The following is a 23,440-nucleotide window of genomic DNA, read 5'->3' as shown; positions in this document are numbered from 1 at the left end:
AACCACGGTGCCAGGAGGGGACGTGCCGGGGCGCTCCCCGCAGGGCGTCGAATGCAACGCGCCCGAATACAAAAACGAGTACCCGAACGTTCGACGCCCGAGGAGACGCCCCGGCGCGGCACCGACCCCGAAGCCCGGCCCGCGAAGCCACCGCGCCGCGCACCGGGTTTCGGGAAGGGGCAAGGCTGGGAGGAACCCGTTCCGCCGCAAAGCCGTCTCGCATTCGGGAGGCAACATGGAACGGCGCACATTTCTCACCGCGGCCACGGCCCTGGCGGCCACCACCGCGGCAGCAGCGTGCACCGGCACCGCCACGGGCACAGGCACCGGCCACGGCCCACCCGCCCGCACCTCCACCGCAGCCACCAGCACCACACCCACGGTCCCCCGCACCCCCGCCTGGACCGCCCTGGCCCGCAGCCTCGAAGGCCCGCTCGTCCGCCCCGAGGACGCCGCCTACAAGACCGCCCGCCAGCTCTACAACACCCGCTTCGACAACCTGAAGCCCGCCGCAGTCGCGTACGTCGCACACGAAGCAGACGTCAAGGAATGCCTGGCCTTCGCCAAGACGCACCGCACCCCCGTAGCCATTCGCAACGGCGGCCACTCCTACGCCGGCTGGTCCACCGGCACCGGCCGCCTGGTCATCGACGTATCGAAGCTCGCCCAGGTCAAAGCGGACGGCACCGCCGCAACCATCGGCGCCGGCGCCAAGCTCATCGACGTCTACCAGGGCCTGGCCCGCCAGGGCAGCCGCACGATCCCGGCAGGCTCCTGCCCCACCGTCGGCATCTCCGGGCTGACCCTGGGCGGCGGCCACGGAGTCGTCTCCCGCGCGTACGGCCTCACCTGCGACAGCCTCACCTCAGCCACCCTCATCACCGCCGCAGGGGAACGCCTGCACTGCACGGCCACCGAGAACCCGGACCTCTTCTGGGCCCTGCGCGGCGCGGGAAACGGCAACTTCGGCGTAGTGACCGAGCTGACCTTCCACACCCACCCGGCCCCCGCGGCCGTCACCGCGTTCCTCTCCTGGCCCTGGGCAAAGGCTCAGGCCGTCATCACCGCCTGGCAGGAGTGGGGCCCGGACCAGCCCGACGAGATCTGGTCGTCCGCGCACCTGGCCGCCGGCCCGGGCGGCACGACGCCCAACGTCTCCATCTCGGCGTTCTCGCTCGGCACCTACACGGATCTCCAGAACGCCGTAGACCGCCTCGCCGACAAGATCGGCTCCCCCGCCCGGTCCGTCTCCCTGCGCCGCCGCAGCTACCAGGAGTCGATGCTCGTGTACGCCGGCTGCGCCGGTTTCAGTGACGCCCAGTGCCACCTGCCGGGCACCACCCCCGGCCGCACCCCGCAGGGCGTCCTCGGCCGCGAGACGTACGCGGCCCGCAGCGACTTCTTCGACCGCTCGCTCTCACCCTCCGGCGTACGCGAGCTGCTCGTCCAGACCGAGGCCTTCACCCGCATCCCCGTGTCCCGGGGCGGTGGCGGCGGCAGCATCGCGCTGACCGCGCTCGGCGGTGCGGTGAACCGGGTCGACCCGCTGGCGACGGCGTTCGTGCACCGCAGGCAGCGGATGCTCGCCCAGTACATCGGCGCCTGGCGGGCGGGCACCGCCGGCACCGCCCAGCAGACGTGGCTGAAAAACGCCCACGGAGCGATGCGCCGGTACGCCTCCGGGGCGGCGTACCAGAACTACACCGACGCGACCCTGACGGACTGGCGGAAGGCGTACTACGGCGCGGCAGCGGATCGCCTGACGACGCTGAAGCAGCGTTATGACCCGGACAGGCTCTTCGACTTCCCGCAGGCCCTGTAACCAACCAACCCGCCGTCAGGCAGCGAGGTCGTTACGCTCGCTGTCTCCGGCCCGCGGCCCGGGAAACGCCCCGGACCCACCATCATCCGGCCCAGAACCAGGCCCAGAACCAGAACCGGAACCAGATCCGGAACCCAACTCCAGCCCCCCACCCACAGCAGCAGCCGCCGCCGCCCCACGCTCCACAGACGCCCCCTTGGCCCGTACGAGCCAACCCACCTTCTGGGAACGCGAGATCGCCGCCATCAGCGGCGTGAGCAGCGCCATCGCGACCGGCGCGAGCAGCAGCGCCACGGCCGTACCGAGGGCGAATCCGCCGATGACGTCGGTCGGGTAGTGCACGCCCATATAGACGCGGCAGAAGCCTGCGACAACGGCCAGCCCGATCGCCGCGAGCCCGAACTTCCGGTTGGCCACGAAGACTCCGACGGCGATGGCCATCGCCAGCGTCGCGTGATCGCTGACGAACGAGAAGTCCGTCTTCCCGGCCACCAGGACCTCAAGTCCCTTGTGGTCGTTGAACGGCCGCGGCCGTTCAACGAACCCACGAATCGGGATATTGATCAGCAGCGCGATCCCGGCCGCCAGCGGCGCCCACACGAGCCCTGCCACCGAGGTGACCGCGTCCTCACGCCTGCGCACGCTCCACCAGCACCAGAGTGCCACCAGGACCATGCCGAACATGGTCCCGTACTCACCGACGAACTCCATGACCCGGTCGAACCAGTGCGGCGCATCCGCCGCCAGTCCGTTGATGTCGTAGAGCAGACTGACGTCGGGGTTCGCCCCATCCAGTGCGAGTCCAGCCATCTGCCGCGGCCCCTTGCCTTGTTGCCTGCTGCGCGGCACACGTGTCTGCGTGCCGCTCCTGCGAACCCCCGTGGTTCCCTACGGATTGCCGTGGCCGTGCATGGTCAGCGCACAGCTGTTTGCGTGGTCAGCACGCGTAGTCGGCTACGACTCCTCGACTGTCCCATTCCCCCAGTCCAGGGAACGTCCAGCCGGCCCCCGCCGTTCCAGTCTCCACCGAAAGATCACCATGACGTTATCGAAGAGAGACACATCGCCGCAGCTCAGAGGGCGGCGATAACGGAGAGTTCCAGCCACGTCACGCGCCGCCGCGGTCCTCCGGCAGCTCTGTGGGAAGCGCCTTCGCACCGTCCTCGGTGACCCGGGTCGCACCAAAGTAATCCGGCGTATCGATCTTGTCGAAGCGAATCACGGCTCCGGTGAACGGAGCGTTGATCATGTACCCGCCTCCCACGTACAACCCGACGTGCCGGATCGCGCGCGAGTTCGTGAGGTCGTCCGAAAAGAAGACCAGATCGCCCGGCAGCAGCTCGTCCCGCGAAGGGTGCGGCCCCGCGTTGTACTGATCGTTGGCCACCCGCGGCAGCTCGATCCCGACAGTCCGGTACGCGGCCTGGGTGAGCCCGGAGCAGTCGAACCGCCCACCCTGCTCAGGCGTACCGTTCCCGCCCCACAGGTACTTGGTCCCCAGCTTCTTCTGCGCGAAATAAATGGCTCCGGCGGCCTGCCGCGACGGCTCGACGCGCCCGACGGGCCGGGCGAAGCTCTGCTCCAGGCTGGTGATGATCTTCACGTAGTTCTGCGTCTCGCGGTATGGGGGAACGCCCCCGTACTTGATGACTGCGTACGCGCCCGCGTTGTAGGCGGCGAGCATGTTCTTGGTCTGATCCCCCGGCACCTTCTTCACGTACCCGGCCAGTTCGCAGTCGTACGACGCCGCCGACGGAATCGCATCGGCCGGATCCCAGATGTCCCGGTCCCCGTCCTTGTCCCCGTCGACCCCGTGCGATGCCCAGGTCCCGGGGATGAACTGCGCGATGCCACGCGCGTCGGCCGGGCTCTGCGCCTGCGGGTTCCAGCCGCTCTCCTGGTACAACTGCGCGGCGAGCAGCGCGGGGTTGATGGCCGGGCAGAGGTTGCCCCACTTCTGCACGAGCGGCTGGTACAGCGCGGGCACGGCACCCTTGGCCAGCCCGACCGTCCGCCCGGCGCCCGTACCGCCGGCCAGCCCCGCGGCCGCGGAGAAGGTCCCGACGACGAGCAGCGCGACGAAGCTCAGGCAGAGCCCGATCCCGATCCCACTTGCCACCCAGACTTTGCGCACTCCTCAACCCTCCCCCATCCGGGACGGGTTCACAGCCGTTTTCGTGCGCGCGTCCGATGCGGTATCGCACACGTCCGAAACACTGTGCCCGCCAAGCGACGCCGGACACAGCGCTCACGTACCGCCTCGGACGGCGCGCAAGGCAACGGCGAGCGCCTGACCGTCGGCCCAGCGGTGCGATAATCCGCACCACGCCCGCCACCTGGGCCACCCTCCTCCGTACCGTCAAGGAGAACGCGAACCGTGGCTGAGATCCCCACCGACCTCGACTGGATCCGCGCCGCCCCCGAGGGCGAAGAAGGGCCCGGCCCCTGGATCGAGATCGCCTTCGGGCCGGGGGACCTGGTCTACCTCCGCGAGACCAGCGACCCCGAAAACGTCGTCACGACGACCCAGAAGAAGTGGGACGCGTTCGTACTCGGCGTACAGGCCGGCGAGTTCGACCACTTCGCCGAGCTCCCGGACGAGTAACCGCCGCGCGCCCGGAACCCCTCGCCGGGAGGCGAACCCGCGGCCCCGGCCTGCCTACCCCTCGGCGACCGGCAGGTAGGTGCACACGTGCACGCCCGCGTCGCTGATGACCGTGGAGACCAGCTTGAGCGTCCGCAGCGCACCGTCGTCGGGGAAGATCGTCTTACCGCCACCGAGGAGCACCGGCATGATCATGAGCCGGAGCTCGTCGACCAGGCCCTCGCTCAGGAGCGTGCGTACGAGCGTGGGGCTGCCCATGACCAGCAGGTCACCGCCCGCGGTCTCGCGCAACTTCCGGATGCGGGCGACAGCGTCGTCGCCGGGGATGCGCGTGGTGTTGTTCCAGGTCAGCTCGTCGTCGCCCAGCGTCTGGGACACGACGTACTTCGGAAGGGCGTTCATCCGGTCGGCGAACGGGTCGCCGGCTCGCTCGGGCCACGCCGAAGCCATCGTCTGCCACGTGCGGCGCCCGAAGAGCAGCGCGTCGGCCTTGGACGTCGCATCGTCGAAGGCGCCGCCCACTACCTCCGGGTCGAAGAACGGGTGCGTCCAGCCACCGTTGGCGAAGCCACCCTCGGTGTCCTCGTCGGGTCCGCCCGGCGCCTGCACGACGCCGTCCAAGCTCATGAACTCACTGATGACGATGCGCATGGGACTCGCTCCTCTTCCTCGCTCCGGGTTACGCCAATACAGACGCTCGCGCCGCGCCGAAGTCATCGCGCCCACCCGATCTCACGATAGTGATCTAGAACACACGGCCTCTGAAGAGACGCCCAGGGGGCCCCGGCGCTACAGGAACTTGGGCTTGTCCCAAACGAGCGAGTAACGCCACAGCAGGTGGCGGCGGAAGCGGCATCCAGGAAGCAGCCGGTTCGCTGCCCGGCGTACGTCGCCCCAGGCGAGGGTGGGCATCTGGAGGGGCATGTCGTCCGGGTCGGATTTTCCGCCATGGCGGAGGGCAATCAGCCTGGCTGCTGGGACACCGGCGGCGCTGATAACCCAGTCCAGCGGCGTCTTGTTGCGAGCAAGACCCACGATCACCAGACGACCGCCCGGGGCCAGCAGGCGGACCACGCTCTCGATCGCCTGGGAAAACCCCACATGGTGGATCACGGCCACCGCACTGATGAAGTCGTACCCGCCAGTCGTCAGCAGACCACGTGAATCGTCGAGGAAGTCCGCCTCTACGAACGTCACACTGCGCACTCCCGAGCTGCGTTCGCGAGCAAGACGGACCATCGCTGTGGAGCAGTCCACGCCAGTCACCGCCCCGGCCTGCCGGGCCAGCTTGCGCACCAACGCCCCTTCACCACAGCCGACATCGAGGGCGGTGCGACACCCGCCCGGCACGGCGCCAAGTACGAGTGGGTGGTAATGCACGTTGTGGTTCCAGTAGTCCATCACCTCACGGTATTCACCAGCGGATTCATCTGGCGGTCTCGCCTGCGAGTAGAGCTGCGCGGTGCTGGCTGGGACGGATTCCGTACACACGCTTGAAGGCCACGCTCAACCCGAAGGCGCTTCGGTAGCCGACCTGTCGGGCGATCGATTCCACGGTGGCCTCTGTACGCACCAGCAGGTCGGCCGCCAGGGCGAGGCGCCAGCTGGTCAGGTAGGCCATGGGCGGCTCACCGACCAGGTCGCTGAACCGGCGGGCGAAGGTGGCTCGCGACACGCCGGTCTCCTCGGCGAGGGCGGTCACGGTCCACGGACGCGCGGGCCGGTCGTGGATCAGTCGCAGTGCCCTGCCCGCGACGGGGTCGCCGAGCGCCCGGTACCACGCGGGCGGGTCGGCCTCCGGGCGGGTGAACCACTCCCGCAGCGTGGACAGCAGCAACAGGTCCAGGAGCCTGTCGAGAACGGCCTGCTGTCCCGGGTCTTCCCGGCTGATCTCCATGTCGGTGAGGTCCAGGATCGGGCCGAGCTTGCCGTCGTGGCGAACGACGAGCACCCGGGGGAGGCCGCTCAACAGCCGTTCGGAGACTCGGCCGTCGACCTGATAGCTGCCGGTGAGCAGCACGGTCGAGCCGTCCGGGCTGTTTCCGCAGGTACGAAGGCCCAGTATGACGTCGTCGCTGATGTCCTCGCCGTCGGCCGTCGTGCATTGGTCGGGGTGCACCACGTAGAGCGGCGGCGTACCTGCCCCGGCGTCGTCGGCGATGGAGAACGGCTCCGCCCCGGCCACGATGGCCACATCGCCACGGCCGAGGGCGACGGGCGCGGCGTCGCCGGGGACGACCCAGCCCGCGCCGCGCAGCATGGTGATGACGGCGAGCGGCGTCCCGTCCGCGAAGCGGACCGACCAGGGCGGGGCCACGATGTTCCGGCTGAACAGGGCGCCGTCGGATCTCACTTCGTACAGAAGGCTCGCCAGCGGATCCACGCGGCGAGTCTAGACGCTGAGACATCAATGTGAGCGCATGGACCATTCCCTGACTCACCGGCACACCGTTTGACTGATCACATGATGACGAAACCGAAACCAATCCTGGTCCTTGGCGGCACGGGCAAGACGGGACGCCGCGTGGTCTCCCGCCTCCAGCAACGCGGATACGAGGTGCGGTCGGCCTCCCGGAAGGGGCCGGCCCGCTTCGACTGGAACGACGAGAACACCTGGGAGCCGGTGCTGGATGGCGTCGGCGCGGCCTACCTGGTCGACTCACAGTTCAGCGACGCCGCGACATCGCTGAGCTCCTTCAGCAAGCTCGCCGCGACCGGCGGTGTCGAGCGGTTGGTGCTGTTGTCACACCGCGACTGGGTGGTGTCCGCCGACGAGGAAAAGCTTCCCTGTGAGCGCGCGGTGCGGGAATCCGGCGCGGAGTGGACGCTCCTGAAGCCGGCTTGGTTCGCGCAGAACTTCAGCGAGGAGTCATTCTTCCGAGGGCAGGTCGCTGACGGCGAAGTCGTGTGGCCGACCGGGGACGGCGTCGAGCCGTTCGTTGACGTCGAAGACATCGCCGACGTCGCCGCGGCCGCCCTCACGGAGGACGGCCACGGCGGGCAGGCCTACGAGCTGTCCGGACCGCGACTGCTGAGCCTGGGCGCCGTGGCCGACGAGATCGCCCGGGCCACCGGCCGGGACATCACCTACCGCGCCGCCTCACCGACCGACTTCGCGGCCTACGCCACGGAGCGCGGCCTGCCGGAGGACTTCGTGGCCATGCTGAACATGCTCTTCGGCTGGATCAGCGAGGGCCGCTTCGCCCAACTCGCCGACGGCGTTCAGCGGGCACTCGGCCGCGAACCCCGCGACTTCACCGACTACGTCAGAACCACCGCCGCGACCGGGGTGTGGCACGGCTGATCAGGCCTCCGCCAGGCCCGTACGGGGTGGCTCACCGCTTCTCCGCCCGGGCCTGGTCACCCCGGCAGCGTCCGCCGGGGTCCGGTCCGGCGTGCTGGGATTCATCAAGCGGGTTTGTGATGGGGCAAAACACCCACTTGAGGTGCACCCGTCGGCCTCAGAGAAGCCAACGGCCTTGCCGATGCCGACACGACCATCACGCCCCTCCCCCACGCGAGGGTCTCCGCCCGACAGGCGGGGTGGGCCGGGGCAGCGGTGGTGGCCTCCTGACCGGCTTCTTCTTCATCACCACGGCCCCTATGCCGATGCCGGCAACCGCCCGGGCGCACGGCGGGTGGTGAGCGTGTCGGCCGCGACTGCGGCAGTCGTGCTGCGGTTCTCCCTCACGCCCAGCCGCGAGGAAGAACCGCATCCCGACTTCCGAGCGACGCTTGACTCCACCAGCCGTTCGCACGGCAGAGGTCGAGGTTTTCGAGCGGGACCACGTTCTCTACCTCAACGTTGGAATACCCGACGATCTCGCAGAGGGGACAGTCAAGCCAGCCGCAAGGAGCAGATCACGCGGCTACCAGGGGGCGTCGATGTCCGCCTGTTCTGCTCATCCCACAACTGCGAAGAGGTCAATTAGCACGCGAAGTCACATCCGCCTCCCACGCGCCTACAGCGCTCCGGGTTGGCTCGCGACTCGCCAAGCGCCGGATTCATCGCGGCCCGACGCGGCTGATGTGACTGGTGAGGCGTCCTGAACCGCCTTCTGCTGGGCTGGGTGCGCTCCGACGCCTACGCCAGCCCACCAGCCCGCAACAAACCCCGCACATGACGCACGCCGAGGCCCATCTCATGCACCAACAATGGGACGAAATGGACACCCCCGTGCGTCACGTGCGGGGTTCGTCCCATACGCCGTGGGCACCGAGACTGTCGAGCCGACCTGCGGGCCGGGCAGTCCGTCCGACCGGACCGTCGGCAGGACCGCCGCCCCCTGGAAGCCCTTCCACCCACCCACACCAGCAACCTGCTTGCGGCCCAACCGACCACCCGCCGGGGCGGACGCCACACCCACCCGAGTCCCCCATTCAACTCATGCGCCCCACCCGCACACCGGACAGTCCGCAGGTCGACCGAAGAGGCCGACCGCCCACCGACGCGGGGGGCTCGCGTGCGCAGGAATGGGGATGTCGCACCAACGACCGTCCCCGCACCCGCCGAGCCAGGGGCCGAGCCACCCCCTCAACAGACCGCGCCCCACCCACTCACCCGCAAGCCACCAACCCCACCCGCGCCACTCCCCCCACCCCTCGTGCAGGGCGTTTTTCTTGGGCCGTCCCCGTATAAGCGTTAGCGGTGGGCCGGGGCGGCGGGTCAAGGGGAGCCCGAAGGGGTCTCGCGCAGCGACGCGACCGCAGGGAGCGCCCTTGACGCGCCGTCACGGCCCACCGACACTCGAGCGCTCGGGACGGCCCGAAACCCCCAGAAGCAAGCCGTTCGGGTGAGCCCGGCCCCCAGAAGCAGCCGCCGCTACCTCCGCACCGCCTCCGCGCCCCTCCGCGCCACGTCCGACCAAAGGTGCATAACGCCAGTCATTGCCCGCAGTCACCCCTCGTGATACACAGAGTGACCATACGCGTTTCCGAATACAGCCGGTAGGCACCGCAGGTCAGCGCGGTCCGACCGGCGATACGTGCGGAGGTCGGGTAAAGACAGCCACCAAGTCGACATACCAGTGCGGTTTCATCAGCGAAGATAGAGCGTGACCCCTGCCGTGCGGCAGGGGCAACGAACTACCCGACAGGGGCGGTGACTTACATGAACCTGGCAGCCGAAAAGGGCGACATCACCACCATCATCGGTGGAATCGCCCCGAACTGGGGTCCGTTCGGGACCCTGGGTAACGAAGCCCGCGTCATGATCGAGGTCGTGATGGCTATCGCCATCCTCCTCTGCCTCGGAATCGCTATCTGGGGAGCCGCAAAGCAGCGGATCGGCGCAACGGCCCTGAGGGACACGTTCAGCGCGGAGCAGGGCAAGGGCCTGATCGTCGCCGGCCTCACCGGCGTCTTCATCATCGGCTCGCTCGGCACGCTCTTCACCATCGTGTACGGGATGGCCGTTTAACCCACCGTCAGCCGGCACCGGGTGTTCCCGGCCCACCCACCCATCCCACCCGTCCGTCGTGCCCATTGGCTGAGGTTGCGTCTCCCTGATGTCGAGTCACCACACCGCGCCCGCGCGGGAACCAGCACGGCTACCGTCGTACTACGCGGAACTGCAAACGGTTGAGGGGGCGCACGCGGCATGAGTCTCGGCGACGAGCACGGCTACGGCAGCGACAGCGGTCGTTCGGACCGTGTCGGCGGCTCCGGCCAGACCCGTACCCGCCTGCCCGAGGGCGGCGGGAGCGATGTGTACGGGGGCGCGCGGCGGCCCGTACGGACCTCGCGTTCCCTCATCACCGTGGTGGGCGTGGTGGTGCTGCTGATCGCGGCTATCGCATTCGCGAACCGGGGTGGTGGCGGCACCGGCTCGGGCGACGAGGCGAAGCGGGGCGGCGGCGCGGAGCCGTCGTCTGCGACGGGCGTGAGGCCGGTCGCGGGCAAGAACGGACTGATCCCCTCCGGCTTCGCGCATGACGAGCAAGGTGCGCAGAGCGCGGCGTCCAACTACGCGGTGGCCCTCGGCTCCGACGGCATGTTCAAGGAGAACACCCGCCACGAAATCGTGGACGCCGTCTACGCGCCGGAGGCCGCCCAGAAACTCAGAGGCCCCCAGGACAAGGCCTACTCCGCGGCTTTTCTCCAGAAGCTCGGCCTGGATGCAGCCGGCAACCCGCCCGCCGGTAGCACTTTCGTCTCGCGCACCATCCCTGTCGGCACGAAGGCGGAGAACTACAGCGAGTCCACCGCCAAGGTCTCAGTCTGGTACACGGGCCTGATCGGAATGTCCGGAGAGGGATCGACCGACCCGGTGAGCAGTACCTGGAAGACCTGGACCTTCGATCTGAAGTGGATCGACAACGACTGGAAGGTCACCTCTGACTCCCAGCAGGACGGCCCCGCCCCCGTCCCCGGGGATGTCGCAGCGGCGACCTCCGACGAAATCAGCGAAGCAGTCGCAGAGTACGGAGGGTTCACTTATGCCAGGTAGCCTCCGTCTCCGCATCCAATCGGTCGTTGCCGCACTGGCAGCTGCACAGGCTGCCGTCCTGCTCTTCGCAGTGCGCGCTGTCGCCGCCCCGACTCCGCCCCCGTCGCCCGGCAAGAGCGACGACCCCTGCGACCTGCTGATCGGTCCCGCCAAGGAGTACTGCGAAGACGGCGAAGGCGGCGGCTCCAACCTCCGCGCCCCCACCGACCCCGCCGAGTCCCTCGACCCCCTCTCCTCCCTCGCCAAGGGCTGCGCCGACGCCGCCGCCTGGATCGTCGGGAAGTTGAGCGACGCCGTGAAGTCGACCGCCAACGTCGACTTCACCAACCCCACGTTCCTCAAGCAGTACGCCATCGTCTTCGCCGCCTCCGCCATCCTCACCCTCGTCCTCTGGCTGCTCGCCGTAGCCAAGCGCGCCATCCGTGGCGTGCCGCTCGCGACCGCGCTCTCCGAGGCCATCGGGTTCCTCTGGCTCACCGTCCTCGCGTCCGCCTTCACGCCCCTGATCCTCTACACCGTCGTATCAGCCACCGACGGCGTCACCGAGGTCATCGCCGCTGGCACCGGCGGGCAGACCGACGTGTTCTTCGGGTCCTTCGCCGAGGCGCTCAAAAAGGGCGACGACATCGGCGGCGGTCCGATCATGCTGATCGTCGTCTCCCTGGTCACCATCCTCGCGGCCGGGATCCTCTTCCTCGAACTGTTCATCCGCGCCCTGCTGCTCTACGTCGGCGCACTCCTCGGCGTGGTCGTCTACGCGGGGCTCGTCGACAAGAACATGTGGGGCCACGTACGCCGCTGGGCCGGCATCATGATCGCGATCATCATGGTCAAGCCCGTCATCGTGATCGTCCTCGGCCTCGCCGGGGCCCTCTCCGCCGACGACGGGCCGAACGCCTTCTCCGCCGTCGTCTCCGGCCTCGCCATCATCCTGCTGGCGATCTTCGCGTCCGGCATGATCTACCGCTTCGTCCCCGGCTTCGGCGACGAGATCGCCTCCGCCCGCAGCAACCGCAACAAGGCCACCGACGGCGCCCAGGCGGCCGCAGTCATCAGTTCCCCCGCCGCCCTCGTCTCGCAGGGCATCAAGACCCACAGCAGCCGTGGCGGCGGCGGAGCGGGTAACGGCAACGGCGGGAACAGCTCGCCGCCCCGCCAGGCCAATCCGGTCAGCGGCGGCGTAGCAGCCCACAGCAGTCGCGGTGGTGGAGGCGGCGGTACGGGAGCAGGCGGAGGCGGAGGCGGAGCTGTCCCCTCCGCAGCCCCCTCCCCTCGTAGCAACAGCACCCACACCAACCGCAGCACCGGAATCCACGGCACCGGAAACACAGGCACCGGCACAGGCACAGGCACAGGCACCGGAACCAGCAACAACAGCACAGGAGGTGCAGGGCGTTGACGACGCAGTCCCAACCCATCACGCCCCGCCGCACGTATCTCATCGGCCGCGCCCGGCCGAACGCGATCGTCGGCAAGAACCGCGAGACCGGCGAGATCGCGCTGATCATCGCCGGCGCGTTCCTCGGCATGATGAGCGGCCTGCTGGTCCCCGTCCTGTCCCTGCGGATCGTGCTGCTCATGGGCTTCCCCATGCTGGCCCTGATGGCGGTGTACGTCCCGTACAAACACCGCACCTTCTACAAATGGTTTGAGATCAACCGCAGTTACAAGCGCACCCTCCGCAACGGCACCACCTACCGCAGCGGCGCCATGGAAGCAGGCGTAAACAGCCTCGACGGCCGCGAGGTCGAAGTCGGCCCCCCGCCCGGCATCGGGCGTATCAACTGGCTCGCCGCCCCCTTCGGCCCCGACGAGATCGCCGTGCTCCTCCACGCCGACCGCCGCACCGTCACCGCCTGCATCGAGATCGAAGGCCCCGGCGTCGGCCTGCGCGACAGCGAGGACCAGGAAGCCCTGGTCGACCGCTTCGGCACACTCCTCAAGCACGTAGCGAACGGCGACGGCTTCGTCACCCGCCTCCAAATGCTCGCCCGCACCCTCCCCGCCGACCCGGACGCCCACGCCAAGGACGTAGCCCAGCGCGGCGACACGCACGCCCCCGGCTGGCTGAAGGACTCGTACGACCAGCTCCAGTCCATGGTGTCCACGTCCAGCGAGCAGCACCGCGCCTACCTCGTCGCCTGCATGCACTACTCCCGCGAGCTCGCCGCCGAGGCCAACGCCATGGCCCGCGCCGCCCGCCCCCACGGCGGCCGCAAGCTCGACCGCGACGCCGGTCTCGCCGTCGTCATGGCGCGCGAGCTCACCGACATCTGCGCGCGGCTCGCGGAGGCCGACATCCGCGTACGCCAGCCCCTCGGCCAGGGGCGCCTCGCCTCCCTCGTGCACTCGATGTACGACCCCGATCACCCCATGGACCACATCCAGGCCATGACGAAGCGCAACGCCTGGCCGGCCGAGCTGGACGCCATGGAAGCGACGTATCTGCAAGCCAAAACGCGCGAATCCTCCACCCGCGCGCCCTGGTGCCACGCCACCGCCTGGGTGAAGGAGTGGCCGATGACGCCCGTCGGCGTCAACTTCCTCGCCCCTCTCCTCGTCCACACCCCTGACGTCATCCGTACGGTCGCCGTCACCATGGACCTCGAGCCCACCGAGATCGCGATCGAGCGCATGCTGACGGAGAAGACGAACGACGAGGCGGAAGCCAGCCGCCAGGCCAAGATGAACCGCACCGTAGACCCCCGCGACATCGCCGCCCACGGCCGGCTCGACCAGCGGGGTGAAGATCTCGCGAGCGGTGCGGCCGGGGTAAACCTGGTCGGGTACATCACTGTGTCGTCGCGTTCACCCGAGGCGCTGGCCCGCGACAAACGGACCATCAGAGCCTCGGCCGGTAAGTCGTATCTGAAGCTGGAGTGGTGCGACCGGGAGCACCACCGGGCGTTCGTCAACACCTTGCCGTTCGCCACCGGCATCCGTCGTTAGCCGAGAGGGCAGACCCGCCATGCGAGATCCGCTGTCCGCCGTCACGGATGCCTTCACCAGCTTCCTCTTCGGGAAGGTCGAGACGACCAGACTTCCGGTCCGTACGTCGACGGGCCAGGCCCAGGCCGTCTACCTCCCCACCGCCGCGCCCGGCCTCGGCGACTCCGGCGTGATCATCGGCCGCGAGGTCTACAGCGGCAAGGGCTACATCTACGACCCCTTCCAGCTGTACGGGCAACAGCTGCCCGCGCCTCACTGGCTGGTCCTCGGCGAGTCCGGCAACGGCAAGTCGGCGCTGGAGAAGACGTACGTACTGCGGCAGCTGCGCTTCAAGGACCGGCAGGTCGTCGTCCTCGACGCGCAGGGCGAGGACGGGGTCGGCGAATGGAACCTGATCGCCGAGGAGCTGGGAATAACCCCCATCCGGCTCGACCCGACGGCGGCCCTCAACGGCGGCATCCGCCTCAACCCCCTCGACCCGTCGATCACGACGACCGGGCAGCTGGCCCTTCTCCGTACGATCATCGAGGTCGCGATGGGGCACGGCCTCGACGAGCGATCCGGCTTCGCGCTCAAGGTCGCGCACGCGTACGTGAACGAGACCATCCTCGACCGGCAGCCGGTCCTGACGGACATCGTCGAGCAACTGCGCCACCCCGAACCGGAGTCGGCGGAGGCGATGAACGTCGACCTGGACGACGTACGGGCATGGGGCCTGGACGTCGCCCTGGTCCTCGACCGCCTGGTCGACGGTGACCTGCGAGGCATGTTCGACGGCCCGACCACCGTGGGCATCGACCTCGACGCCCCACTCATCGTCTTCGACCTCTCCCACATCGACCGCAACTCGATCGCGATGCCGATCCTGATGGCGATCGTGGGGGTGTGGCTCGAACACACCTGGATCCGGCCGGACCGCAAGAAGCGCATCTTCCTGGTGGAGGAGGCGTGGCACATCATCAACTCGCCCTTCGTCGCGCAGCTCTTCCAGCGCCTGCTGAAGTTCGGCCGCCGGCTCGGCCTGTCCTTCGTGGCGGTGGTCCACCACCTCTCCGACGTGGTGGACGGCGCGGCGGCGAGGGAGGCGGCAGCGATCCTCAAGATGGCCTCCACCCGGACGATCTACGCCCAGAAGGCGGACGAGGCGCGAGCGACGGGCCGGGTGCTGGGCCTGCCGCGCTGGGCGGTCGAGATCATCCCCACCCTCACCCCCGGCATCGCGGTGTGGGACGTGAACGGCAACGTCCAGGTCGTCAAACACCTGATCACGGAGGCGGAACGACCACTCGTCTTCACGGACCGCGCCATGACGGAGACCTCGGCGGAGATGATTTCGGACGACCTGCGAGCCGCGGAGTTGGAGGCGGAGCAGAGGGCGGCGCTCATCGAGCAGCAGATGAACGAGTCCTCGTCCTCGGAATCGACGGTCGCCTGACATGAGACACCACGACAGGCAGCAGGGCCACCACGAACGCCCGGGCGAGCGGGGCATCCCCGACTCCCTGCTGGTCGGCCTGCTGGCCTTCCTGCTGGGCCTGACGGTCTTGGCGTGGCTGGCGACGGGCCTGGCGGGGCTGTTCGCCCACGGCGCGTGGCCGGACGGCGTCACGTTCACCCGTACGCCGCTGGCCCTGCGCAGCCTGATGGGCGCGCCGCACGACATCCCGGCCGCGTGGCCGGACACGTCGCCGGAGCAGTTGTCCGGGTACGGGCTTTTCTGGGGGCTGTTGATCGGCGAGCTGATGGTGCTGTTGGTGCTGACGATCTTCGTGATGGGCATACTGGCCCGCCTGAGGGTGCAGCGCGAGACGGCGAGGGCGGCCAGGACCGCAGCCGCGGAAGGCGGCACCGGAACGGCGGGCACGCCGGGCCGGCGCGACGCGTATGCGGGCGCGGGCGCGGGCGGCGCGGGCGACGGCGACGGCCACGGGCCACCTGGGGGCCTGCCCCACGGGAGTACGGGCGTCGGACCGGGTACGGGTACGGACGTCGGCCACAGCAACGGGACTTCCCCCCACCCACTTGCGGGCGTCGGGTCGCTCGCCGGTGCGGGCTTCGGTTCCGGCGTAGGCGCCGGGGCAGGTGCCGACGGCAGTGCGGGCCACGTACCCGGCGCAAACCACGGCCCGGGCGGCGCCCCCCACACCGCTGCCGGTACGGCTACCGGTACAGCCACCGGCGGCCCAACCGGCACCTCCCCGACCCTGAACGGCACCCAAGGCGTAACCGCGGAGCCGGAGCCGCCTCGCCTCCCGGGCGCCGATGCGAGCCCGTACACCGCAGCAGCCCCGCCCCTCCCCTCCCCCCTGCCCTCTCCCCGCGCCCCCCGCCTCCTCTACGGCACCGCCGAAGCCCGCCGCCCCACCGCCGTGCAGGCCGTCCTCGACGCCGAAGGCCCGGCGCTCGTCGTCACGTCCGCCCCCACCCTGTGGGCCGAGACAAAGGACGCCCGGGCCAAACTCGGCCCCGTCCTCGTCTACGACCCCGGCCACCTCTGCGACACCCCCGCCCGCCTTCACTGGTCCCCCACCACCGGCTGCGAGCGCGCCGACATCGCCGCCGCCCGAGCCGTGGCCCTGCTGGCGCCGATACGGCCCCAGGCGCGGCTGGACGCCGCCATGGCCGACACCGCGGAGACGCTGCTGAGCAGCTGGCTGCACGCCGCCGCCGTGGACGGCCGCCCCTTCCGGCAAGTGCACCGCTGGGCGCAGGGACACAGTGCGCACGAAGCGGTACGTATCCTCCGCACCCACCCCAAGGCGTCGAGCGGCGCCGCAGGTCTCCTGGAGTCCGCGCTCACCGCGTACCCGGAACGCCGGGAGGTCGCCCAGGAGTTGACGGTGCGAGCGCTCGCCGCCCTCTCCTCGATCCATATCCGCGAGGCCTGCACACCTAATCGAACCGATTCGGTCACCTTGGAATCATTTGCGGGCGAGGGGGGCACCCTTTATGTGGTGGGTGAAGCAATCGAGGACCCCAAGTCGCGTCCCGGAGCGATGCCTCTGCTCACCGCACTCGCATCAAGCGTGGTCGAGCACGGCCGCCGCATGGCCGCACGGTCATCCGACGGTCGGCTCGACCCACCAATGACGTTCGTCCTGGACGACGTCGCGGCCGTGGCTCCGCTTCCCCAGGTTCCCGAGCTGCTGTCGACCGGTCAGGACCGGGGCCTGCCGACCCTGGTCCTGCTCCGTTCGCAGGAACAGGGCCGGGCCCGCTGGCCGGACCACACACTGACGGCCGGGTAGGGCGAGTCCCGGGGAACTCAGCAGCGCGCTGTTCGCTACGGCGTGCGCGTGAACGAGCGGCGATAGGAGCGCGGCGGCACCCCGCGACGGCGTACGAACTGCTCGCGCAGAACGGCCGCGCTGCCGTATCCAACCCGGCGGGCGATCTCCTCGACCGGCAGGTCCGTGGTCTCCAGGAGCTCCTCCGCACTGCTCAGTCGCAGGTTACGCAGCCACGCGTGCGGCGTCGTGCCCGTCGCGGCGGCGAAGCGGCGGGCGAAGGAACGCCGGCTCATCAGGGCGCGCCGGGCCAGTTCCGCGACCGGTAGTGGCTGGTGGAGGTGCTCGCGCGCCCAGGTGAGCACTTCGGCGAGACGATCGTCCTGGCAGTCTTCCGGGGCGGGTGCGGCCAGGTACTGGGCCTGTCCGCCGTCGCGGTGCGAGGGCAGCACCAGGTCCCGGGCGATGGCGTTGGCCGTCGCTGCGCCGTACTCCCGCCGCAGCAGGTGCAGGCAGAGGTCGAAGCCCGCGGCGGCTCCCGCACCCGTGATGATGCGCCCCTCGTCGACGTACAAAGCATCGGCTTCCACCACGACGTCCGGGTGGCGGCCGGCCAGCAGTTCGGCGAACCGCCAGTGGGTGGTCGCCCGTCGGCCGTCGAGCAGACCGGCCGCAGCCAGCGCGAAGGCGCCGACGCAGTGCGCCGCGACCAGCGAACCGCGCTCCTGCGCGGCCGACAACGCGGCCAGCACCGCCGGAGCAGGCGGCGTACGGAAGTCGGCCCACGGCAGGGCGATCACCAGATCGGCGGCGGCCAGCCGGTCCAGGCCGTGCGTGATCGTGAGCGGCACACCGACGTCGGTGAGGACCTGCCCCGGGCGGTCGGTGCACAGGGTGAAGTCGAAGGTGGGCAGCCCCTGTCCGCGTACGCCGAACACCTCGGCCACCAGTCCGACCGCCAGCATGCCGACACCGGCCGGAGCGTAGGCGACGACGGTCACGAAAGGAGACACGGGGGCAGTGTGGCACGTTTCCTGCGATCAGTGGCAAAGCAGCCACTCGTGAACGGCCGCCCCGCACGGAAAGCTGGAGCACATGACAGACACACGCATGACAGACGCACAGGTGACGAACGCTCAGATGATGAACGCAGACGCACCGCTCGGCCGCAGCGCCGCATTCGCGATCCTGACCACCGGCTACACCCTCTCCACCGGCCCCGGAGTCGCCGCCACCGTCTCGTACGTAACCGACGGAGACCGGCACGTGATCGTCGACCCGGGCATGGTGGCGAACCGCGACCGCATCCTCGGCCCGCTCGCGGAGCTGGGGCTCGGACCCGACGACATCACCGACGTGATCCTCAGCCACCACCACCCGGACAACATCATGAACGTCGGGCTGTTCGGGCGGGCCCGGGTCCATGACCACAAGGCGATCTACCAAGCGGACCAGTGGACCGACCGGGACGCGGAGGGCCACGAGCTCACCGCGTCACTACGCCTCATCCGCACCCCCGGACACAGCCCCGAGGACATCACGCTGCTGGCGGGCACGGAGGCGGCAGGCGTCGTGGCATTCGTCGGCGACCTGTGGTGGCGCCCCAACGGGCCGGCGGACGACCCGGTGGCCCCGGACCGCGAGATCCTTCGGAGCTCCCGGCTTCGCGTGCTGGCCGCGGCGGACGTGATCGTGCCCGGCCACGGCGGCCCGTTCGCAGCCGACGACAACGCGCCCCGCTAACCCCCCGGCCGCACCGCCACCATCTCGTACTCCTTCTCGTACTCCTTCTCCTTCACCTTCGCCGAAGCATCCCCCGGCATCGCCATCGTCACCCCGCTCCGTACGAACCCCGCCTTGGCGTAGAGCGCCCCCGCCCGCTCGTTGCGCTCGTGCACGAACAGCCGCACCTGGTCGACCCGCGGCTCCGTCAGCGCCCACGACCACTCCAGCGCCGCCCGGAAAAGCTCCTCCGCCACCCCGGTGCCGCGCGCCTCGGGGCGTACGAAAACACCGACCACATGGACTTGGTCGACCTCCGGCGAAGGGGCGAAATGGGCCTCCGACCCGGCCAGTTCAACGAGCGCGGCGACAGACCCCACCCACCGCCCGTCCGGCGCCTCCGCGACGAACTGCCGAGCGTCTCTGCCCTCGACGACCCTGTCCGTACGCTCCTCCCAGAAGGAATCGGGCTGGGCCGCAGCCTTCTCGTACGTCTCCAAAAACGCGATGCTCGCCACCGGATCCTGAAGCGCGGCAAGCCTCAGCTCCTTCACCTTGGCCCACTCACCAGCGCGTACCGCCCGAATCACATAATCCATCCACCGATACTCGCCCGCCCCCGACCCCGAGCCAAACGATTTCCGCGTCGTACCCGGGTACTACTCCCCGCGCCGCACTCCCGCCCACGGTCGGACGATGCGCCGCCGCCCGCTCCGTAGCGTCGCTCGCATGACCAGCCCAGACACCCCACGCAGCTCACACACTCCACGCAACGGAATCGAAGCAGTCGGACTCACCAAGCGGTACGGCACCAAGACAGTCGTCGACGGCCTCACCTTCGCCGTCCGCCCCGGCACCGTCACCGGCTTCCTCGGCCCCAACGGCGCCGGCAAATCCACCACCATGCGCATGCTTCTCGGCCTCGACGCACCGACCCACGGCCACTCCACCGTCGGCGGCCGCGCCTACGCCGCCCACGCCGCCCCACTCCACGAGGTCGGCGCCCTCCTGGAGGCCCGGTCCGTCCACCCCGGCCGCACGGCCCACAACCACCTGATGGCACTCGCCCACACCCACGGCATCCCGCGCAGCCGCGTCACCCGCGTCCTGGACATCGCCGGCCTCTCCGACGTCGCCCACCGCCGAGTGAAGGGTTTCTCCCTCGGCATGGGCCAGCGCGTCGGCATCGCGGCCGCCCTGCTCGGCGACCCGGCCACGCTCATCCTGGACGAGCCGGTCAACGGACTCGACCCGGAGGGCGTGCTGTGGATCCGCAACCTCCTCAAGTCACTTGCCGGCGAAGGCCGTACGGTCCTCATCTCCTCCCACCTGATGAGCGAAATGGCACTCACCGCCGACCACCTCGTCATCATCGGCCGAGGCAAGCTGCTCGCCGACACGACGGTCGCGGACTTTGTACGGTCCTCGGGGCAGGACGTCATCAAGGTCGTCACCCCCGACTCCGCCCTCCTCTCCCAACTCCTCACCACCCAGGTCACCACGCGGGGCCGCGGCGCAGTCGACATCGCCTCCCCCACCCCCGGCACCCTCCACATCAGCGGTACGGACGCCGAGCACATCGGCCGCACCGCAGCCGCCCACTCCATCCCCCTCTTCGAACTCACCCCGCAGACCGCATCGCTGGAACAGGCCTTCATGGACCTGACCCGCGACGCGGTCGAATACCAGGCAACGCCCACCAAGGGAACCGCAGCAGGAACCGCAGCAGGAGCCGCAGCATGAGCACGCTCACCGACCAGGTGACCCCCGCCCGCATCCTGCGCTCCGAGTGGCACAAGCTGTGGACGCTGCGCTCCACCTGGATCGCCCTGCTCACGGCGAGCACACTGATGCTCGGCATCGGCCTGCTGATGGGCGCGACCTACACGTCGGGCGGCGGCGACGGAGACGTCGACACTGTCGTTCTGATCCTGATCGGCATCCAGTTCTCACAGATAGCTCTGGCCGTCCTCGGCATCCTCATCACCGCGGGCGAGTACTCGACCGGCATGATCCGGGCCTCGCTGACCGCCGTACCGCGTCGGCTCCCTGTCCTGTGGTCCAAGGCGGCGGTCTTCGGCGCGGTCACCTTCACGCTCACGCTCATCACCACCTTCGTCACCTTCCTGGCCGCACAGCTCTTCCTCTCCGGCACCGACCAGGCGGCCTCACTCGCCGATCCGGGCGTGACGAGGGCCCTGGCGGGCAGCGCGGCGGGCCTGACGCTGCTCGGCGTGATCGCGCTCGGCCTCGGCGCGCTGCTGCGTTCGGTGCCGGGTGCCATCGGGGCGTTCATCGGCGGCGTCATGATTCTCCCGGAGGTGCTCGGCATGCTGCCGTACGCCGTCGTCAGCGGCGCGGCGAAGTACTTCCCCGCCAAGTCGGTCGAGGCCCTCACCTCCGCCCACGTCACACCGGGCTCAGCATCACCAGGGGCGGCCCTGCTCGCCATGATCCTGTGGGCGGCCGCCTCGCTGGCGGTGGCGGGCGTGGCGCTGAAGCGCCGCGACGTATGAGACCTATGAGACCCATGAACGCTGAACGCTGGACTCTGAATGCTGAACTCCCCAACCCAGCGCTCTCGTACGAGGATGCCCAGGTGACGCCCGCCCCGAACAGCACCCCGGACGCCCCGCCGCTAACCCGGCGGATCCAGCGCCTCATACAGCGCGTACGCGCCTTCGACCGACGCCACCCGTCGGCCTGGGACCTCCTCCTGACCGGCTTCTTCGTAACGGCCGCGCTGATCGACTACGGCGAGGGCGGCTGGCAGACCATCGCGCACAACGCGAATCTCCCGGACTGGCTGGTCTGCTCCATGAGCCTCGGCTTGTCGGTCCCACTGCTGTGGCGGCGCCGCCACCCACTCCCCGTCCTCACGGCAATGTCGTTGATCGCCCTCGCCAACAGCCTGACCGGGGCAGTCCTGCAGGCGGCCCTTCTCCAGTTCTTCCTCGTCTTCAACATCGCGCTGCGCCTGCCACTCAAAACTCTCTGGTGGGCGGCGGTCCTAGTGGTGGGACCGTCCGTGGCAGGCGCGCTCCGCTTCCCCGACGGCGGCTGGGACGGCCAAGTCATCCCAGCGATCTGGGTATTCAGCGTCGTCGCGCTCCTCGGCATCGCGGTCCGCACCCGCCGCGACTACACAGAGGCGCTGCTCGACCGCGCCCGCCGCCTGGAGGTCGAACGCGACCAACAGGCCCAGCTCGCCGCCGCCGCAGAACGCACCCGTATCGCACGGGAGATGCACGACATCATCGGCCACAACCTGTCGGTCATCACGGGCTTGGCAGACGGCGGCAGATACGCGGCGGCCAAATCGCCGGAGCGCGCCGTCCAGGCCCTCGACGCCATCAGTACGACCAGCCGCACGGCCCTGACGGAACTGCGCCGCCTCCTCGGCGTCCTGCGCGACGACGAACCGCCGGCGGCGGAGCTGACCCCGCAGCCCACTCTCACAGACCTGCACCAACTCATGGACGGCGTACGGGCAGCAGGCCTCCCCGTACGCATGACGGTCAGCCGCCACCCCGACTCCGTACCACCACCGGGCCCGGGCCAACAGCTCACCGTCTACCGAGTCGTCCAGGAAGCCCTAACGAACACCCTCAAACACGCTGGCCCGGACGCGACGGCAGAGGTGAACGTCAACTACACCCCCCAGGCCATAACGGCCACCATCACCGACAAGACCACCAGCACCCACACCAGCATCCCCTCCCCCGAAGGCCGGGGAATCACGGGCATGCGCGAACGAACAGCCCTGTACGAAGGCACACTCGAAACCGGCGCCCGTCCGACCGGCGGCTGGCGCATCCACCTGCATCTCCCCCGGAACGAGGACCCCGAGCCGTGACGACCGTGCTCATCACCGACGACCAGCCCATGCAGCGCTTCGGCTTCCGCATGCTCCTCGAAAGCCAGGACGACATGACAGTCCTGGGCGAGGCGCCGAACGGGGCCGAGGCGGTGCGCCTGGTGTCCCAACTCCGCCCGGACGTCGTACTGATGGACATCCGCATGCCCGGCCTCGACGGCATCGAGGCCACGCGCCGCATCGTCGCCGCCGGAGACCGTACGAAGGTCCTCATCATGACCACCTTCGACCTGGACGAGTACGCCTACGCCGGCCTGCGCGCCGGTGCCTCCGGCTTCCTCATCAAGGACGCGCTCCCGGAAGAACTCCTGTCCGGCATCCGCGCGGTGGCGACGGGCGACGCGGTGGTAGCCCCCCGCCTGACCCGCCGGCTTCTCGACGCGTACGCCCACCACCTGCCAAAGGGCCCAGCCGACGGGACAACCGCAACAACCGCCCCGGACGCCCGCCTTTCCCCACTCACCGACCGCGAGCTGGAAATCCTCACCGTCATCGGCCAGGGCTGGACGAACATCGAAATAGCCGAACGCCTACACCTCGCGGAATCAACGGTAAAAACCCACGTCTCCCGAATCCTCGCCAAGACGGGCGCCCGCGACCGGGTCCAGGCAGTAATCCTGGCCTACGACGCCAAGCTGGTGCACCCGGCCCTATAACGCAGAAAAGCCCCGCACCATGAATGGTGCGGGGCTTTCCCACAATGATTGTTCGGCGGCGTCCTACTCTCCCACAGGGTCCCCCCTGCAGTACCATCGGCGCTGAAAGGCTTAGCTTCCGGGTTCGGAATGTA

20 protein-coding genes, 1 rRNA gene and 1 pseudogene are annotated in these 23,440 nt (G+C 69.4%); 14 read left to right on the top strand and 8 right to left on the bottom strand.

The genetic code is table 11. The annotated features are described in order from the left end of the window. Window positions 1–235: 235 nt before the first annotated feature. Complete coding sequence (locus ABZX79_RS09120) at window positions 236–1,822, top strand: FAD-binding oxidoreductase (RefSeq protein ID WP_355253774.1); 1,587 nt, start codon at window positions 236–238, stop codon at window positions 1,820–1,822. 192 nt (window positions 1,823–2,014) lie between these two features. Here ABZX79_RS09120 and ABZX79_RS09115 read toward each other — a convergent pair. Then, window positions 2,015–2,632, bottom strand: a pseudogene (locus ABZX79_RS09115) (phosphatase PAP2 family protein); the annotation flags it as partial. Between the two features lie 298 nt (window positions 2,633–2,930). Continuing rightward, window positions 2,931–3,941 carry a bifunctional lytic transglycosylase/C40 family peptidase gene (locus tag ABZX79_RS09110; protein WP_355253772.1) on the bottom strand — a complete coding sequence of 337 codons (1,011 nt, stop codon included), beginning with the start codon at window positions 3,939–3,941 and terminating at the stop codon, window positions 2,931–2,933. A 258-nt stretch (window positions 3,942–4,199) separates the two neighbouring features. Between ABZX79_RS09110 and ABZX79_RS09105 the strand changes: the two genes are divergently transcribed. Then, window positions 4,200–4,427: a DUF397 domain-containing protein gene (locus tag ABZX79_RS09105; RefSeq protein ID WP_355253770.1), complete on the top strand. Its 228-nt coding sequence runs from the start codon at window positions 4,200–4,202 to the stop codon at window positions 4,425–4,427. Between the two features lie 54 nt (window positions 4,428–4,481). On the opposite strand, the gene ABZX79_RS09100 is transcribed toward ABZX79_RS09105, so the two are convergent. From ABZX79_RS09100 to ABZX79_RS09090, 3 genes are all read right to left on the bottom strand, one after another. Next, a complete protein-coding gene (locus ABZX79_RS09100; RefSeq protein WP_355253768.1) occupies window positions 4,482–5,078 on the bottom strand; it encodes a dihydrofolate reductase family protein in 597 nt (198 codons plus the stop codon). 138 nt (window positions 5,079–5,216) lie between these two features. After that, entirely contained in the window at window positions 5,217–5,828 is a 612-nt protein-coding gene (locus tag ABZX79_RS09095) for a class I SAM-dependent methyltransferase (protein WP_355253766.1), read from the bottom strand. 25 nt (window positions 5,829–5,853) lie between these two features. Continuing rightward, window positions 5,854–6,810 (bottom strand): AraC family transcriptional regulator, encoded by a 957-nt coding sequence (locus ABZX79_RS09090; protein WP_355253764.1) that lies wholly within the window; start codon window positions 6,808–6,810, stop codon window positions 5,854–5,856. A gap of 81 nt (window positions 6,811–6,891) precedes the next feature. Here ABZX79_RS09090 and ABZX79_RS09085 point away from each other — a divergent pair, with 81 nt between their 5' ends. The 7 genes from ABZX79_RS09085 to ABZX79_RS09055 all read left to right on the top strand — a co-directional run bounded on the left by ABZX79_RS09085 (window position 6,892) and on the right by ABZX79_RS09055 (window position 17,072). Continuing rightward, window positions 6,892–7,731, top strand: coding sequence for an NAD(P)H-binding protein (locus ABZX79_RS09085; protein ID WP_355253762.1), 840 nt, complete (start codon window positions 6,892–6,894; stop codon window positions 7,729–7,731). Window positions 7,732–9,537: 1,806 nt separating this feature from the next. Then, window positions 9,538–9,846, top strand: a complete 309-nt coding sequence (locus tag ABZX79_RS09080; protein WP_138904791.1) for a hypothetical protein — start codon at window positions 9,538–9,540, stop codon at window positions 9,844–9,846. 180 nt (window positions 9,847–10,026) lie between these two features. Continuing rightward, window positions 10,027–10,875: a hypothetical protein gene (locus ABZX79_RS09075; protein ID WP_355253759.1), complete on the top strand. Its 849-nt coding sequence runs from the start codon at window positions 10,027–10,029 to the stop codon at window positions 10,873–10,875. Further along, complete coding sequence (locus tag ABZX79_RS09070) at window positions 10,865–12,274, top strand: hypothetical protein (protein ID WP_355253757.1); 1,410 nt, start codon at window positions 10,865–10,867, stop codon at window positions 12,272–12,274. The genes ABZX79_RS09075 and ABZX79_RS09070 overlap by 11 nt, the downstream gene beginning before the upstream one ends. Continuing rightward, window positions 12,271–13,824: an SCO6880 family protein gene (locus tag ABZX79_RS09065; RefSeq protein WP_355253755.1), complete on the top strand. Its 1,554-nt coding sequence runs from the start codon at window positions 12,271–12,273 to the stop codon at window positions 13,822–13,824. The genes ABZX79_RS09070 and ABZX79_RS09065 overlap by 4 nt, the downstream gene beginning before the upstream one ends. A gap of 19 nt (window positions 13,825–13,843) precedes the next feature. Then, window positions 13,844–15,259: an ATP-binding protein gene (locus tag ABZX79_RS09060; protein ID WP_355253753.1), complete on the top strand. Its 1,416-nt coding sequence runs from the start codon at window positions 13,844–13,846 to the stop codon at window positions 15,257–15,259. A gap of 1 nt (window position 15,260) precedes the next feature. Beyond that, window positions 15,261–17,072: a type IV secretory system conjugative DNA transfer family protein gene (locus ABZX79_RS09055; RefSeq protein WP_355253751.1), complete on the top strand. Its 1,812-nt coding sequence runs from the start codon at window positions 15,261–15,263 to the stop codon at window positions 17,070–17,072. Between the two features lie 35 nt (window positions 17,073–17,107). Here the strand turns inward: ABZX79_RS09055 and ABZX79_RS09050 are convergent, their stop codons facing one another. After that, the gene (locus ABZX79_RS09050) at window positions 17,108–18,016 is read right to left on the bottom strand and encodes a helix-turn-helix domain-containing protein (protein WP_355254269.1); all 909 of its coding nucleotides are present in this window, start codon (window positions 18,014–18,016) and stop codon (window positions 17,108–17,110) included. Between the two features lie 145 nt (window positions 18,017–18,161). Between ABZX79_RS09050 and ABZX79_RS09045 the strand changes: the two genes are divergently transcribed. Further along, complete coding sequence (locus tag ABZX79_RS09045; RefSeq protein ID WP_355253749.1) at window positions 18,162–18,794, top strand: MBL fold metallo-hydrolase; 633 nt, start codon at window positions 18,162–18,164, stop codon at window positions 18,792–18,794. Here ABZX79_RS09045 and ABZX79_RS09040 read toward each other — a convergent pair. Beyond that, a complete protein-coding gene (locus ABZX79_RS09040; RefSeq protein ID WP_355253747.1) occupies window positions 18,791–19,372 on the bottom strand; it encodes a GNAT family protein in 582 nt (193 codons plus the stop codon). The two genes, ABZX79_RS09045 and ABZX79_RS09040, sit on opposite strands and share 4 nt — an antisense overlap. Before the next feature lie 130 nt (window positions 19,373–19,502). Here ABZX79_RS09040 and ABZX79_RS09035 point away from each other — a divergent pair, with 130 nt between their 5' ends. The 4 genes from ABZX79_RS09035 (at window position 19,503) to ABZX79_RS09020 (ending at window position 23,306) form a co-directional block, all read left to right on the top strand. Further along, complete coding sequence (locus ABZX79_RS09035) at window positions 19,503–20,516, top strand: ATP-binding cassette domain-containing protein (RefSeq protein ID WP_355253745.1); 1,014 nt, start codon at window positions 19,503–19,505, stop codon at window positions 20,514–20,516. Next, window positions 20,513–21,289 (top strand): ABC transporter permease, encoded by a 777-nt coding sequence (locus tag ABZX79_RS09030; protein ID WP_355253743.1) that lies wholly within the window; start codon window positions 20,513–20,515, stop codon window positions 21,287–21,289. Before ABZX79_RS09035 ends, ABZX79_RS09030 begins: the two co-directional genes overlap by 4 nt. A gap of 83 nt (window positions 21,290–21,372) precedes the next feature. Beyond that, entirely contained in the window at window positions 21,373–22,629 is a 1,257-nt protein-coding gene (locus tag ABZX79_RS09025) for a histidine kinase (protein ID WP_355253741.1), read from the top strand. Continuing rightward, window positions 22,626–23,306, top strand: a complete 681-nt coding sequence (locus ABZX79_RS09020) for a response regulator transcription factor (RefSeq protein ID WP_355253739.1) — start codon at window positions 22,626–22,628, stop codon at window positions 23,304–23,306. The genes ABZX79_RS09025 and ABZX79_RS09020 overlap by 4 nt, the downstream gene beginning before the upstream one ends. A 50-nt stretch (window positions 23,307–23,356) precedes the next feature. Here ABZX79_RS09020 and rrf read toward each other — a convergent pair. Further along, window positions 23,357–23,440 (bottom strand): 5S ribosomal RNA (gene rrf / locus ABZX79_RS09015); the annotation flags it as partial.

Origin of the sequence: Streptomyces sp. NPDC002994 (assembly GCF_040611155.1) — a bacterium.
GTDB lineage: Bacteria > Actinomycetota > Actinomycetes > Streptomycetales > Streptomycetaceae > Streptomyces.
The sequence above is the reverse complement of the archived record's forward strand: the minus strand, read 5'-3'. Positions and strand labels throughout refer to the sequence as shown.